Source organism: Thiomonas sp., from assembly GCF_054608695.1.
Map to the genome: position 1 here is coordinate 1 of NZ_JBTRXV010000041.1, position 13,838 is coordinate 13,838.

Here is a 13,838-nt window from a genome sequence, read left to right on the forward strand (position 1 = left end):
CCGATGTCGAGGTAGGAGAGGATTTTCTCCAATTGCTCGCTCGACGCCTGCGCGCCGATCATGGTTCCCATCTCCAGCGGGCTGCCTTGCTTGATCGCCGCCACGCGCTTGATCGCGCGCTCGATGAAGCGCTCGTAGATCGACTCCTGGACCAGCGCGCGGGATGGGCAGGTGCAGACCTCGCCCTGGTTGAGCGCGAACATCGCAAAGCCTTCAAGCGCCTTGTCAAAGTAGCCGTCGTCCTTGTCCATCACGTCGGCAAAGAAGATGTTCGGTGACTTGCCACCCAGTTCCAGGGTGACGGGAATCAGGTTCTGGCTCGCATACTGCGAGATCAGCCGCCCCGTGGTCGTCTCGCCCGTGAAGGCGATCTTGCCGATGCGGCTGCTCGACGCCAGTGGCTTGCCCGCTTCCAGACCGAAGCCATTGACCACGTTCAGAACGCCCGGAGGCAGCAAGTCGCCAACCAACTCCATCAGCACCAGGATGGAAACCGGTGTTTGCTCGGCGGGCTTGAGCACGACGCAGTTGCCTGCAGCCAGCGCCGGCGCCAGCTTCCAGACGGCCATCAGAATCGGAAAATTCCAGGGAATGATCTGCCCGACGACGCCGATCGGCTCGTGGTAGTGGTAGGCATAGGTTTCATGGTCGATCTCGCTGATGCCGCCTTCCTGGGCGCGCACGCACGAGGCGAAATAGCGGAAATGGTCGACCGCAAGCGGCAGGTCCGCCAGCGTCGTTTCGCGGATGGGCTTGCCGTTGTCCCAGGTCTCGGCGGCTGCGAGCATGGGCAGGTTGGCTTCCATGCGGTCGGCGATCTTGTTCAGGATGTTCGCCCGATCCGTGGGCGATGTGCGGCCCCAGGCGCCCTTGGCCTTGTGCGCGGCATCGAGCGCGCGCTCGATGTCGGCCACCGTCGAGCGCGGAATGTCGCAAAAGGGCTTGCCAGTGACGGGCGAAATGTTCTCGAAGTATTGGCCGCCGGCAGGCGCAACCCATTCGCCGCCGATGTAGTTGCCATAACGCTTTTTGAAGGCAACGGCAGTGCCAAACTTGCCGGGTTCAAGCATGTCCATGAACGTCTCCTGAGATTGTTGGATAGGGAGTTGAACTGCAGATGCAGTGCTCTCATCACTATCAGGATTCGTGCCAGACCCAACGCTTGCGCCAGGACGAAATATCTTCGTTCATTGACAAGCACTTAGGCGAATGCATCCGGTATGACCCGGAGTACGCTCCCCGGTCTTTCTTCTCGATTTGCATCACTGAAGCGTCGCATCTTGCGACAGGTGACATGGCGCCCCTTGAGTGCGACACTTCGCCAGCAGAAGATTGGCTGCCATGGCCTCGATGGCACGCCAACCCAGGAGACGGAAATGCCCCAGACCAGGCCGCCGGACAGCGCGGGAATTGCCACGCTGTCGACCACGTTGCAGTTGGCGCGACAGCGTTTTTTCGAAGACGGGAGTGATCCGCAAGGCGCGGTGCCGGAGCTGATCGCGAGGTCGTGGCGGCGGTGTTTGGCCCTTCCCGCCACCCTCAGTGAGACTCCCGAGCCCCTGGCGCATGAGGCGCTGTTTGCCCGGCGCGACGCGCAGGGGCGACTGCGGCGGCACGCGCTGCCCGAGCTGGAGGCTCTGGCCGAGGCGCTGTCGCCCTCACGCGTGGTCGTCTTGCTGGCCGACCCGCAGGGCATGATTCTCGACGCGGCGGGCTCAGATGTGTTCATGAACAAGGCCCAGCGCGTGGCGTTGATGCCCGGCGTCGAATGGTCCGAAGTCCAGCGTGGGACCAATGCGATTGGCACGGCGCTGACGGAGCTCTCGCCGATCACGGTCCTCGGGCACCAACATTACCTCGAGCAAAACGGCGCCTTGGGGTGCACGGCCGCACCTCTGCTGGACTCGGAAGGACAGGTCCTGGGCGTGCTGGATGTCTCGGGCGATGCTCGCTGCATTCAAGCCCAGACCGTGGGTCTGGTGCGCATGGCGGCGCAGATGATCGAATACCGCATGGCTCTGGACAACCTGCCCGCGCAGACCGAAATCCTGCGCTTTGCCCACGATCCGGCCTTGATTGGCTCGCACCGCGAAGCTTTGCTGTGGATTCGCAATGAAACGATCGTGGGCGCCAATCGCGCAGCCATGCGCGTTTTAGGGATGACGTTCGACCAGCTGCGCGGCCGCTTCGTCGACGATCTGTTCAGCTCCTTGCCCACGGCCGAGCGGGACCCGTTCGAGTTGTGCCTTCACCCCTGGCTGGCGCGGCCTGGGCGATCGGCATCGTGGGCTTCGGGCTGGGTCGGACGCAAGAGTGCCTCGAATCACCTAGCCTCGATCACGGCGCCGGAGCGCACGCCGCAGATCAGTCAAGTCGCAGCCTTGAGGCCGCCCATCATCGCCGACCCGCAGCGCGAGGCGCAACTGGACCGCGCGGTGCGTGTCCTGGACTGCGGCATTCCGGTCTTGATCCTGGGGGAATCCGGCGTCGGCAAGGAGGTTTTTGCCCGGCAGGTTCACCAGGCCAGCCAGCGCTGCCGGGGGCCCTTTGTCGCCGTCAATTGCGCGGCGGTCCCGGAAGGCCTGATCGAGGCCGAGCTCTTCGGCTACGAGGAGGGAGCGTTCACAGGCGCCCGGCGCAAGGGTCAACCGGGACAGATTCGGGAGGCTCATGGCGGCGTCTTGTTTCTGGATGAAATCGGGGACATGCCGTTGTCGATGCAGGCCCGGCTCCTGCGGGTCTTGCAGGATCATGAAGTCAAGGCGCTTGGCGGCGGGCGCCGGCAGTCGGTGGATTTTGCGTTGGTGTGTGCCACCCATCGCGACCTCAAGGCGATGGCCGCCGAGGGAAGCTTCCGAACCGATCTGTACTACCGCTTGCAGCATTTCGTGGCCGTCCTGCCCGCCCTGCGTGAACATGCCGAGGCCAAGGCGCATATCGATGAACTCCTGCAAGCCATGTTGCCGTCCCGCAAGCTCCGGCTCAGCCCGCAGGCCCGCGAAGCCCTCTTGGCCTACACATGGCCCGGCAACTGGCGGCAACTCGTCGCCGTCGCGCAGACGCTTCTGGCGCTGGCCGAGCCGGGGAGTTGCATCGAGCTCGCCGACCTCCCCGATGACCTTCGGCGCGATTGGCGAACGCATCAGCAACAGCCACCCACGACTTCGGCCTCGCCGGCGCGCTCAGGCCCTGAAAGGGACGGCGCCGCCACATCCCCTGTGCCGCTGCGTGCCATGACCGAATCGGCCATTCATGCGGCCATCGCGTCTTGCAGCGGCAACGTCAGCCGCGCTGCACGGCTGCTAGGGGTTCATCGCAGCACGCTTTACCGTCACGTTCGCAAGTAACCAATCAGGCGCGGTTGCCATGAGCCGTCGGCCCGTCGGCAGCTCGATCCGCGCGCGCTGGATTGGTGAACAGTGGTGGAAAGCAGGGTGAGTCGGTTGAAGTGACCCTTCTCCGCATAGTAGTTCTAACACGAACTAATATCGCAGCTCTTCGCTCCAGCAAGCCTCAACCAGCCCGTGACCACCCATCCACGTTTCATGCCGCTGCTGCGCAAGTCGATGCGCCGCCCTCAGACGCACGAGCGCTATTCGGCCGTCGCTGCGCAAAGTCTGGGATGGGTGCTGCACAGCACCGGCCGTTCCGCCGGGCATGGGGCGAAAACATGAGGACATCACGATGACTCACCTGTCTTCCCTGTTCGTCTCCCACGGCTCGCCCATGCTGCCGCTGGAGCCCGGCACCGCCGGCCCCATGCTGAAGGCCCTGGGCCACGAGCTGCCGCAGCCGGCGGCCATCCTCGCCTTCTCGCCGCACTGGATGGCGCGCGTTCCCGCCGTGGGTTCGAGCCCGCGACCCGCGACCATCCACGATTTCGGCGGCTTCGATCCGGCCTTGCGCGAACTGCGCTATCCGGCAGCCGGAAACCCCGAACTCGCCCAGCGTGCGGCCAGCTTGCTGCAAGCTGCCGGCTGGCCCGCCGCCTTGGACCCGGGTCGGGGCCTGGATCATGGCGTGTGGGTGCCGCTGCGCTTCATGTTCCCGCAAGCGGATATTCCGGTGGTTCCGCTGGCCATGCCATGGCCTCTGGACGCCGCGGGCGCCTACAAGCTTGGCCAGGCCCTGGCTCCCCTGGCCGACGAAGGCGTGCTGCTGTTCGGCACCGGCAGTCTGACCCACAACCTGCACGAATTTCGTCCCGGGGCGGCGACCGACGAACCGCCAGAGCCCTATGTCCAGGAATTCGTCGGCTGGATGCGCGAAGCCATCGACCGTGGCGCGACCGCCTCCATGCTCGACTACCGCCGCCAAGCTCCGCATGCCGCCCGCGCTCATCCGAGCGACGAACATCTGCTGCCGCTGTTCTGGGCACTGGGTACGGCCGGCAACCATGCCAAGCCACAGCACAAGACCGGCGGGGTGCACTACGGCATGCTGAGCATGGATGCGTGGGTGTTGGCCTGAAGGCCGCCGCGCGGCCACCTCCTGATGCCTCGACGAGAACCGAACCATGTCTGCATCCATCATCGCTGCCCAGCCCGGAGGCCATGCCGAACAGCTCATGCTGCTGTTCCACGGCGTGGGCTCCGACGCCCAGGATCTGGCGCCGCTCGGCCAGCAGTTGGCTGCGGCGTTTCCCAGGGCATGGATCGTCAGCGTGCAGGCGCCCGAACGCTCCGACTTCGGCCATGGCTACCAATGGTTTTCCGTGAATGGCGTGACCGAAGCCAACCGCGCCGAGCGCGTCGCGCAGGCCTTGCCCGCATTCCTGGAGGTGGTGCGGCACTGGCAGGGCCTCGCGCATGTCGGCGTCGGGCAGACAGCTCTCATCGGGTTCTCGCAGGGCGCCATCATGGCCCTGGAGTCGACTCGCGATCGAACCCCCATCGCGGGGCGCGTGGTGTCCATCGCCGGGCGCTTTGCCCAGTTGCCGCGCGAACCGGCCTCGGCCACGACACTGCATTTCCTGCATGGCAAGAGCGACCCGGTGATGCCCTACGGCCTCACGGTGGCAGCCGCCGAACACCTGGTCGCCCTGGGCGGGGACGTGACGGCGGATGTGCTGCCGTTCCTCGGCCATGGCATCAACGCGGAGCTTGTCGCGCTGCTGATCGAACGCCTCAAAGGCTATGTGCCGCGCAGCCTGTGGCGGGCCGCGCTTGCCGCAGACCCTGGACGCAAGAACAGCCAGGATCGAACCGTTTTGCAGGGTCCTGACGATTCAGGACCCTAGCCCCCAACTCGTGCTCGCGCGAGTGTCCAACCCCCCGTCCATCGGAGTTCATCATGATCAAACAATCAACCGCCCCCTATGCCGCTCTGATCCTGCGTGTGAGCCTGGGGATCATGTTCCTGGCCCACGTGGGCCTCAAGATCTTCGTCTTCACAGTCCCCGGTTTCGTGGGGTATTTTGCTTCGCTCGGACTGCCCGCGATTCTGGCTTATGCCGTCATCGCGCTGGAATTGCTCGGTGGCATTGCCCTCATCCTGGGCATCTACGCACCTCTGGTCGCAATCCCCCTGGCGCTGGAGATGCTCGGCACGATTGTTCTCGTGCATGGCGCCAACGGCTGGCTGTTCACCAACAAGGGTGGGGGCTGGGAATATCCCGCATTCTGGACGGTGGGCCTGATCGCCCTGTTCCTGCTGGGCGACGGCGCCATGGCGCTCAAGCCTGTCCAGCGCAGCCGTGCATGAACGCTGAGCCCTAGCGGTCAGGGTCCAGCGGCGAACGCTCGTCTTGCGCCTCGGCCCGGTCAGACACCCGCCGCCAAGCCGGCGATGGCATTCTCCAAAAGAAGGCATAGGCAATCGCCTCGATCTGGGCACGTGGAGCGCCATGCGCGCCCCATGCCCATCACGCAAGCGCTGCGTTCACGCCGGCGGTGGCGCGGTGTCCTGAAACGAGGCGCGCTGGGCGAGTTTGTCGAACAGCTTGGCCAGTTTGGGCTCGTCGTGTTTCCAGCTGACGTCGGGGCAGCGGAAATCGACATAAGCCAGGGCGGTGCCGATGGCAATGTCGGCCAGGGTCAGGTGGTTGCCGCACATCCAGGGCGAGTCGCCCAGGCCGGCGGACATGGCCTTGATGGCGGCGCGCACCTTGCCGAGCTGGCGGTCGATCCACGCCTGGCTGCGCTGGGCATCGGTGCGGCCGGGCCAGGTCTGCTCCAGACGGGCGGCGGAGGCTGCATCCATCACGCCGTCGGCCAGGGCTTCCCAGGTGCGAACCTCGGCGCGCTCGCGCCCGGTGCCGGGAATGAGTTTGCCCACGGGCGACAGGGTGTCGAGGTACTCGACGATGACGCGCGAGTCATAGATGCTGCTGCCGTCTTCCAGCACCAGGCAGGGCACTTTACCCAGCGGGTTGCTGTCCTGGATGCGCGTGGCGGCATCCCAGACGTTTTCCTCGACGAACTTGTATTCGAGCTTTTTTTCCGCGAGAACGATGCGGACTTTGCGCACATAAGGGCTGGTACGCGAGCCGATGAGTTTCATGACCATGGTGAACTTGAATTTAAGGCCGCAGTATAAGTTGCCACCCCTCGCAGCAGCGGCCTGGAATCCGGCTGGGCGTCCGTGGCCTGTGGCTCGAACTGCGGGAGCCGGGCTTTCTACAATGCCCGGATGAACACCGCCAAACCCTCCAACTCCCCCGCGGGCCCGAGCCCGCTCATGGCCCTGTCGCCGCTCGACGGGCGTTACGCCAACAAGGTCGACGCCTTGCGCCAGCACCTGTCCGAGTGCGCGCTGATGCGCTGTCGCGTGCAGGTTGAGATCGAATGGTTGATTGCGCTGTCGCAGGCCGGCCTGCCGGAATTGCCCGTCATTGCTGCGGGCACCCGGGCCGCCTTGCGTCGGCTCGCGGTCGATTTCACGGAAGCCGACGCCCTGGCGATCAAGGCGATCGAGCGCGTCACCAACCACGACGTCAAGGCGGTTGAATACTGGATCAAGGAGCGGCTGAGCGCCTGGCCCGAGTTGGCAAGGTCCAGCGAGTTCGTGCACTTCGCCTGCACCTCCGAAGACATCAACAACACCGCGCATGGCCTCATGCTCAGCGGCGCGCGCGAACAGGTGCTGCTGCCGGCGGTGCGTGCGGTGCTCGTGCGCCTCAAGCGCCTGGCGCATGGCCTGGCCGACGCGTCCATGCTGTCGCGCACCCACGGCCAAACCGCCAGCCCCACCACGCTGGGCAAGGAGATGGCCAACGTCGCGGCAAGGCTCGAGCGCGCCATCGTCCAGGTGGCGGCGGTGGAACTCACGGCGAAGATGAACGGGGCCGTGGGCAACTACAACGCCCACCTGGCCGCCTATCCGGACGTGGACTGGGAGGCCTTGGCGCGGCAGGTGGTGGAGCAGCAGCTTCATCTGCGCTTCAACCCCTACACCATCCAGATCGAGCCGCACGACGCCATGGCTGAGCTGTTCGACGCCGTGGCGCGCCTGAACACCGTGCTGCTGGACCTGAACCGCGATCTCTGGGGCTATATCTCCTGGGGCTATTTCAAGCAGCGCACGAAGGCGGGCGAGATTGGCTCGTCCACCATGCCGCACAAGGTCAACCCCATCGACTTCGAAAACTCCGAAGGCAATCTGGGCCTGGCCAACGCCCTGCTGCGCCACCTGAGCGACAAGCTGCCGGTGTCGCGCTTCCAGCGCGACCTGACCGACTCCACCGTGCTGCGCAATATGGGCGTGGCGCTGGGCTACGGCCTGCTGGCTTATGACAGCCTGCAGCGCGGGCTGGACAAGCTCGAGCCCAATCCGCAGCAATTGTCCGCGGACCTGGACGCCGCCTGGGAAGTGCTGGCCGAGCCGGTGCAAACCGTGATGCGTCGCCACGGCCTGCCCAACCCCTACGAGCAGCTCAAGGAGTTGACGCGCGGCAAGGCCATCACGCGCGAGCTGCTGCGCGAGTTCATCGCCACCCTGCCCTTGCCGGAGGCCGACAAGGCGCGCCTGCTTGCCCTCACACCGGCCAGCTACACCGGCAAGGCGGCGGAACTGGCGCGGCGCATGGGCAGCGCCAGCTAGGCTTGGGTCGCCGCAGCGCAGCTGAGTCGTCCCCAAGCCAGTCGCACCCAAGCCGAGTTGCCTCCGAGCCCTTTCCCACCGCCAAGCGTCCACGACACTTCGCCCACGCCAGGACCATTCCCATGCTCAAGCTCATCGTCAAGTGGCTGCTCTCGGCCACGGCCCTGCTGGCTGTCGCTTATTTGTACAGCGGCGTGCAGGTCTCGGGCTTCGCCGCGGCCATGTGGGCGGCGCTCATCATCGGCTTGCTCAACACCCTGGTGCGACCGGTGCTGCTCATCCTGACCTTGCCCATCACGGTGCTTACACTCGGGCTGTTTTTCTTCGTCATCAATGCGCTGATGTTTTACGCCGCATCCGGGCTGATCGATGGTTTCGTCGTGCGCAGCTTCGGCGCCGCCATCATTGGCTCGCTGCTGTACAGCGCCGCCGGGCTCATCATCGACAGCGCGCTGGAAGGCCTGTTCGTGGCCAAGCGCTGAGGCGCGCAGGGCTTGCGACCCAACGAAAAGCGACCCCGGCGGGGTCGCTTTTCGTTGGGCGGGGCCGGGTCAGACGCTGCGGCTCTGGTATTGCCCGGTGCGCATGGATTGCGCGATGTGCAACAGCGCTGCAACACGCTCCTCGGTCGGCGGGTGGGTGGAGAACAGCTTGCCGATGCCGCCAGCATGCAGCGGGTTCAAAATCATCATCTGCGCGGTTGCCGGATGCGACTCGGCGGCCTGGAACGGCACGCCACGCGCCACGGCCTCGATTTTTTGCAGCGCCGTGGCCAGCGCTTCGGCATCGCCCGAGATTTCGGCGCCGCCACGGTCGGCCTCGAACTCGCGGGCACGCGAGATGGCCATCTGGATCAAGCCGGCCGCCAGCGGCGCCAGGATCGCCAGGGCGATGCCCGCGATCGGGTTCACCGGGCGGCCGTTTTCATCACGCCCGCCGAAGAACAGGGCGAAATTGGCGAGCGCGGAGATGGCGCCGGCCATGGTCGCGCTGATGGTGGAGATGAGAATGTCGCGGTGCTTCACATGCGTCAGCTCGTGCGCCATCACGCCGCGCAGTTCGCGCTCGGTGAGCACGCGCATGATGCCGGTGGTGGCGGCCACCGCGGCGTGCTCCGGGTTGCGCCCGGTGGCGAAGGCGTTGGGCGCGTCTTCGTTGATGACGTAGACGCGCGGCATGGGCAGTTGCGCCCGCTGCGCCAGATCCTGCACCATGCGGTAGAACTGCGGCGCGCTGTGCTCGTCGACTTCCTGCGCGTTGTACATGCGCAGCACTATCTTGTCGGAAAACCAGTAGCTGAAAAAGTTCATGCCCAGCGCGAACAGCAGGGCCAGCATCATGCCTTGTTTGCCGCCGATGAAGGAGCCGATCACCATGAACAGCGCCGTGATGGCGGCCATCAGCATGGCGGTCTTGAGCAGATTGAACATGGCATTCACCTCGTTTACGTTTGGAAACATAAACGTAGATTGTGCCGCAGGCGGAAAGTTCAAGTCCGCCGGGGTTCAGGCTCAAGGGCTCGTCAGGCTGGGGCGGCCTACGGCGCGCCGGCATCCGGCGGTGGGCCGGATGCGAAGACCTGGCCGGCTTGCACCATGACGCTCTGCAGGACGATGCTCGCATCCCGCGGCTTGCCGCCGGGTTTCTGCAGCCTTGTGAGGCGCAGGCAACCGGCGCCGCAAGCCACGTCGATGCCCTGTGGCTGCACAGCGAGCACGGTGCCGGGCCGATGCCCGGCCGAGGCCGCAGGCACCACTGTGGCGGCGTGGACTTTCAGCGGCATATCGTCCCAACGCGTTTGTGTTCCCGGTGCCGGCTGGAAGGCGCGGATGCGCCGCTCCAGGACGTCGGCCGGCAGCGACCAGTCCAGCCACGCTTCACGCTTGTCGATTTTCGCTGCGTAGGTGGCGTCCTCGGCGGGCTGGGCCGTGGGATCGGCCACCCCGGCGCGCAGATCCGCCAGGGTTTGCAGCAGCAGGCGCCCGCCCAATGCCGCCAGCTTGTCGTGCAGGCTGGCGGCGGTGTCGTCGGGGGCGATGGGCATTTCCTGCATGCGATAGACCGGGCCGGTATCCAGCCCAGCGTCCATGCGCATGATGCTGATGCCGGTCTCAACGTCGCCGGCTTCGATGGCGCGGTGGATGGGCGCCGCCCCCCGCCAGCGCGGCAGCAGCGAGGCGTGGATGTTGACGCAGCCCAGCGGCGGCAGGTCAAGCACCCATTGCGGCAGGATCAGCCCATAGGCGGCAACCACCAGCACGTCCGGCGCAGCTTGCCGCAGCGCCTCGCGTGCCGCTGCGGCATCTTCATGCCAGCGGCCGTCCAGCCGCAGGCCGCGCGGTTGCAGCAGCGGCAAGCCATGCGCCACGGCCACTTGCTTGACGGCGCTGGGTTGCAGTTGCAGGCCGCGTCCGGCGGGGCGATCGGGCTGGGTCAGCACCAGCGGCAGCTCGAAGCCTGCCGCAAGCAGGTCGCGCAGCGCGACCGCGGCGAATTCCGGCGTGCCGGCAAAGGCCACGCGCAGCTTGGGGGTGGAGGCGAGGGCAGTGTTCGCGTCGAGCCCCGATGCGGTGGGCGCGGAACTCAAGCCGCTTCGCGCTGGCGCTTGAGCATGCGCGATTTGATGCGGTTGCGCTTGAGCGGTGAGAGGTAGTCGACGAACACCTTGCCTTCGAGGTGATCCATCTCGTGCTGGATGCAGACCGACAGCAGGCCATCGGCCTCCAGCTCGAAGCTCCCGCCCTGGGCATTGAGCGCGCGCACGCGAATGCGGTCGGGGCGGGTCACCTTGTCGTAAATGCCCGGCACCGACAGGCAGCCCTCTTCCCACTCCTTCAGGTCGGCGCTGCGCGCGACGATTTCCGGGTTGATCAGCACCAGCGGCTGGTCGCGTTCCTCGGAGGTGTCGGAAACAATGATGCGTTCGTGGATGTCGGCCTGCGTCGCCGCCAGCCCCACGCCCTTGGCCGCGTACATGGTTTCGAACAGGTCGGCCAGCAGCGCGCGCACGCGGTCGTCCACCACGGCAACGGGCTTGGCCACCTTGTACAGGCGGGGGTCGGGATACTGAAGAATGGAGAGTTGGGTCATGGTGAACTCCGGGCCGAAGGCGGCCCCGGTACGGGTCAAGAAAACACCTGGCGCGGCATTCATGCAACTGCATCGAGCCGCAAACTGCACTTTTCATTGCAGCGACAGGGCCTTGTGGAGACAATGTAACAAGTCTTTGAGGTTTTGCGCCGCGCCGAGACAGTGCAGTTCCAGCCGATTCCGCTTCGGCCCGCGAGCTGCGAAACTGCTGGTGGCAGTTCGGCGCAATGGTTTGGACTGCACGTCGTTTTGCTGGCCGCTGTTGCGGATACCGATATTTTCTTCCTGGGGGCGGATTCATGCAATGCAAGCTCATCAACCACGTTGCCGTAGCAGGGCTCTTGCTGTGGTCCGCCGCGGCGCTCGCCCAGACGGGGGCAACCACGCCCTCGGCAACCGCCCCCGGCATTGGGAGCTTGCCCAACTATCCCGTGGCGCCGCCGCAACTGGCGCAAGCCCAGGCTGCCGCGCAGCAAGGCATTCCCGTGTCGGAGCTGGCGCCCAATGCGCCGCAGCGCTACACCATCAAGCGTGGCGACACGCTTTGGGGCATTTCCGGCCGCTACCTGAAAAAACCCTGGAACTGGCCCACGCTGTGGGGCATGAATCTGGCGCAGATCCGCAACCCGCACTGGATTTTCCCCGGCCAGGTGCTCGTCCTGACCATCGCCAACGGGCGCGCAACCCTGGCGCTGGACAACGGCCAGAGCGTCCAAGGCGAGGCTGGCATACCCACCGTGACGCTGGAGCCGCATGTCATCAGCGAGGCGCTGCCGCCGTCCGGCATCCCCACGCTCGACCCGGCGCTGATCGACCCCTTCCTCACGCGCCCGCTCATCGTCGAGCCCGATGAACTCGCCAAGTCGCCGCGCATCGTTGCGCTGACGCCCGAGCATGCGATGCTCTCGCCCGGTGACCGTGCCTATGTGCGCGGCCCGCTGGGGGCCACCACCCGTTTCGACGTCTACCGGCCGGGGCGGCCGCTGCTCGACCCCACGACGAAGAAGATCATTGCCTACGAGTCCGAATATCTCGGAGCGGTGGAATTGATCCGTCCGCCGCAGGGCAAGGACGAAGTGGCCACGGTCAGGGTGCTGTCCGCCGTCCGCGAAATGGGCGTGGGCGACAGGCTCATCGCCCAGCCGCCACGCCAATTCCTCAACTTCACGCCGCATGCGCCAGACAAGCCCGTGGACGGGCAAATCGTCTCCATCTACGGTGATATGCGGATGGCCGGCAAGAACAGCGTGGTGGCCCTCAACCGCGGCGCCGAGGAGGGTCTGGAGCGCGGCGACGTGCTCGCCATCCTGCAAGGCCCGCGCGAGGTGACCGACACCACGCTGGAAGACAAGCCGGTGATCGAGATTCCGGCGCGCCGCATCGGCCTGCTGATGGTGTTCCGCACCTTCCATCATGTCGCCTACGGCCTGGTGCTGGAGTCCGACGAGCCGGTCGTGGTGGCCGATCACGTCAAGCAGCCCTGAAGCGCGTTCAGCCAGCCTCACGATGATGGGCGAGGCCGAGCTCGCGTCCTGGCTGCGGCTGCTGGAGACGCCGGGTGTCGGGGGCGAAACCGCGCGCCGCCTGCTGGCCGCCTTCGGCCTGCCCGAGCAGGTGTTCGCACAAAGCGCGGCGTCGCTCGAGCGCGTGGTGCCCGCAGCCGTGGCCCGTGCGCTGCGCGGCGCACCCGAGGCGCCCCTGCTGGATCTCATCGCCCGCACCCGCGAGTGGCTGAGCGAGCCCCAGCACCATCTGCTGGCCCTGGGCGACACCGACTACCCGCCGTTGCTGCTGCAGACCGCCGACCCGCCGCCCCTGCTCTATGCCAGGGGCCGGCTGGAACTGCTCCACAGCCAACATGCCCTCGCCATCGTCGGCAGCCGCAACCCTTCCGCGCAGGGCGGGCGCGACGCGCATGACTTCGCCCGCGCCCTCAGCGCCGCCGGCGTGACCATCGTCTCCGGCATGGCGCGCGGGGTCGATGGCCAGGCGCATCTGGGAGCGCTGCAGGCCGCGCAGGACGACGCTGACGGCGCCGGCTCCACCATCGCCGTGCTCGGCACCGGCTGCGACCGCGTCTACCCCGCGGCGCACCGCGAGCTGGCGCATCGCATCGCGGAGCATGGCCTGCTGCTCTCCGAATTCCCCCTTGGCACCGCCCCGGCCCGCGGCAATTTCCCGCGCCGCAACCGCATCATCAGCGGGCTGTCCCGTGGCGTGCTCGTCACCGAAGCCGCAGTGCATTCCGGCTCGCTCATCACGGCCCGCCTGGCCGCCGAGCAGGGCCGCGAGGTGTTCGCCATTCCCGGCTCCATCCACAACCCCATGTCGCGCGGCTGCCATCGCCTGCTGCGCGACGGCGCCAAGCTGGTGGAGTGCGTGGACGACGTGTTGAGCGAGTTGCACTGGACCGCACCGCAGGCCCAGCCGGCGCCGACCGAAACGGATGCCGCGACGCAGATGCAAGCGGACCTCGACGCGGCAACCCCCGCCGCGCGTGAATTGCTCGATGCCCTCGGCTACGCCATCCTGAGTTTCGACGAACTCGCCGCGCGCACTGGCCGCAGCGCCCAGTGGCTGGGGGAGCAGTTGATCGAACTCGAGCTGCAAGGCCGCGTCGCCCGTCTGCCGGGCGCGCGCTACCAGCGCATCGAGCGCGCCTGAGGCCACCGCCCAATCACCCGGACAAGCCCGGTTTCGCGACGGCT

The 13,838-nt window shown here is 66.4% G+C and carries 14 protein-coding genes; 9 read left to right on the plus strand and 5 right to left on the minus strand.

Annotated features, from left to right (window positions below):
• A partial coding sequence (locus ACYCUK_RS13680) for an aldehyde dehydrogenase family protein (RefSeq protein ID WP_461595274.1) occupies positions 1-1,076 on the minus strand: 1,076 nt, incomplete at its 3' end.
• 300 nt (positions 1,077-1,376) lie between these two features.
• Between ACYCUK_RS13680 and ACYCUK_RS13685 the strand changes: the two genes are divergently transcribed.
• From ACYCUK_RS13685 to ACYCUK_RS13705, 5 genes are all read left to right on the plus strand, one after another.
• Complete coding sequence (locus ACYCUK_RS13685; RefSeq protein WP_461595275.1) at positions 1,377-3,347, plus strand: sigma-54-dependent Fis family transcriptional regulator; 1,971 nt, start codon at positions 1,377-1,379, stop codon at positions 3,345-3,347.
• 177 nt (positions 3,348-3,524) lie between these two features.
• Positions 3,525-3,674 (plus strand): hypothetical protein, encoded by a 150-nt coding sequence (locus ACYCUK_RS13690; protein ID WP_461595276.1) that lies wholly within the window; start codon positions 3,525-3,527, stop codon positions 3,672-3,674.
• 10 nt (positions 3,675-3,684) lie between these two features.
• Positions 3,685-4,470 carry a dioxygenase family protein gene (locus ACYCUK_RS13695; protein ID WP_461595277.1) on the plus strand — a complete coding sequence of 262 codons (786 nt, stop codon included), beginning with the start codon at positions 3,685-3,687 and terminating at the stop codon, positions 4,468-4,470.
• A gap of 46 nt (positions 4,471-4,516) precedes the next feature.
• On the plus strand, positions 4,517-5,239 hold the full coding sequence (gene ypfH / locus ACYCUK_RS13700) for an esterase (RefSeq protein WP_461595278.1): 723 nt from the start codon (positions 4,517-4,519) through the stop codon (positions 5,237-5,239).
• Between the two features lie 53 nt (positions 5,240-5,292).
• On the plus strand, positions 5,293-5,703 hold the full coding sequence (locus ACYCUK_RS13705; RefSeq protein WP_461595279.1) for a DoxX family protein: 411 nt from the start codon (positions 5,293-5,295) through the stop codon (positions 5,701-5,703).
• A gap of 177 nt (positions 5,704-5,880) precedes the next feature.
• Here ACYCUK_RS13705 and ACYCUK_RS13710 read toward each other — a convergent pair whose 3' ends face one another.
• The gene (locus ACYCUK_RS13710; RefSeq protein ID WP_461595298.1) at positions 5,881-6,501 is read right to left on the minus strand and encodes a glutathione S-transferase N-terminal domain-containing protein; all 621 of its coding nucleotides are present in this window, start codon (positions 6,499-6,501) and stop codon (positions 5,881-5,883) included.
• A 129-nt stretch (positions 6,502-6,630) separates the two neighbouring features.
• Between ACYCUK_RS13710 and purB the strand changes: the two genes are divergently transcribed.
• Together purB and ACYCUK_RS13720 are read left to right on the plus strand one after the other, a co-directional pair.
• On the plus strand, positions 6,631-8,040 hold the full coding sequence (purB, locus tag ACYCUK_RS13715; protein WP_461595280.1) for an adenylosuccinate lyase: 1,410 nt from the start codon (positions 6,631-6,633) through the stop codon (positions 8,038-8,040).
• 122 nt (positions 8,041-8,162) lie between these two features.
• Positions 8,163-8,522 (plus strand): phage holin family protein, encoded by a 360-nt coding sequence (locus ACYCUK_RS13720; protein WP_461595281.1) that lies wholly within the window; start codon positions 8,163-8,165, stop codon positions 8,520-8,522.
• 69 nt (positions 8,523-8,591) lie between these two features.
• Here ACYCUK_RS13720 and htpX read toward each other — a convergent pair whose 3' ends face one another.
• The 3 genes from htpX to def all read right to left on the minus strand — a co-directional run bounded on the left by htpX (position 8,592) and on the right by def (position 11,130).
• Positions 8,592-9,470, minus strand: coding sequence for a zinc metalloprotease HtpX (gene htpX / locus ACYCUK_RS13725; RefSeq protein WP_461595282.1), 879 nt, complete (start codon positions 9,468-9,470; stop codon positions 8,592-8,594).
• Positions 9,471-9,577: 107 nt separating this feature from the next.
• Complete coding sequence (fmt, locus tag ACYCUK_RS13730; RefSeq protein WP_461595299.1) at positions 9,578-10,564, minus strand: methionyl-tRNA formyltransferase; 987 nt, start codon at positions 10,562-10,564, stop codon at positions 9,578-9,580.
• Between the two features lie 59 nt (positions 10,565-10,623).
• Positions 10,624-11,130, minus strand: coding sequence for a peptide deformylase (gene def, locus ACYCUK_RS13735; RefSeq protein WP_461595283.1), 507 nt, complete (start codon positions 11,128-11,130; stop codon positions 10,624-10,626).
• Between the two features lie 299 nt (positions 11,131-11,429).
• Between def and ACYCUK_RS13740 the strand changes: the two genes are divergently transcribed.
• Together ACYCUK_RS13740 and dprA are read left to right on the plus strand one after the other, a co-directional pair.
• A complete protein-coding gene (locus ACYCUK_RS13740; RefSeq protein ID WP_461595284.1) occupies positions 11,430-12,614 on the plus strand; it encodes a LysM peptidoglycan-binding domain-containing protein in 1,185 nt (394 codons plus the stop codon).
• 25 nt (positions 12,615-12,639) lie between these two features.
• Positions 12,640-13,794, plus strand: coding sequence for a DNA-processing protein DprA (dprA, locus tag ACYCUK_RS13745; protein ID WP_461595300.1), 1,155 nt, complete (start codon positions 12,640-12,642; stop codon positions 13,792-13,794).
• Positions 13,795-13,838 lie beyond the last annotated feature (44 nt).

Bases quoted from the DNA above. Each gene is read 5' to 3' on its own strand.
- ACYCUK_RS13685 (WP_461595275.1), top strand. From the start codon at position 1,377: ATGCCCCAGACCAGGCCGCCGGACAGCGCGGGAATTGCCACGCTGTCG.
- ACYCUK_RS13695 (WP_461595277.1), top strand. From the start codon at position 3,685: ATGACTCACCTGTCTTCCCTGTTCGTCTCCCACGGCTCGCCCATGCTG.
- ypfH (WP_461595278.1), top strand. From the start codon at position 4,517: ATGTCTGCATCCATCATCGCTGCCCAGCCCGGAGGCCATGCCGAACAG.
- ACYCUK_RS13705 (WP_461595279.1), top strand. From the start codon at position 5,293: ATGATCAAACAATCAACCGCCCCCTATGCCGCTCTGATCCTGCGTGTG.
- ACYCUK_RS13710 (WP_461595298.1), bottom strand. From the start codon at position 6,501: ATGAAACTCATCGGCTCGCGTACCAGCCCTTATGTGCGCAAAGTCCGC.
- purB (WP_461595280.1), top strand. From the start codon at position 6,631: ATGAACACCGCCAAACCCTCCAACTCCCCCGCGGGCCCGAGCCCGCTC.
- ACYCUK_RS13720 (WP_461595281.1), top strand. From the start codon at position 8,163: ATGCTCAAGCTCATCGTCAAGTGGCTGCTCTCGGCCACGGCCCTGCTG.
- htpX (WP_461595282.1), bottom strand. From the start codon at position 9,470: ATGTTCAATCTGCTCAAGACCGCCATGCTGATGGCCGCCATCACGGCG.
- def (WP_461595283.1), bottom strand. From the start codon at position 11,130: ATGACCCAACTCTCCATTCTTCAGTATCCCGACCCCCGCCTGTACAAG.
- ACYCUK_RS13740 (WP_461595284.1), top strand. From the start codon at position 11,430: ATGCAATGCAAGCTCATCAACCACGTTGCCGTAGCAGGGCTCTTGCTG.
- dprA (WP_461595300.1), top strand. From the start codon at position 12,640: ATGGGCGAGGCCGAGCTCGCGTCCTGGCTGCGGCTGCTGGAGACGCCG.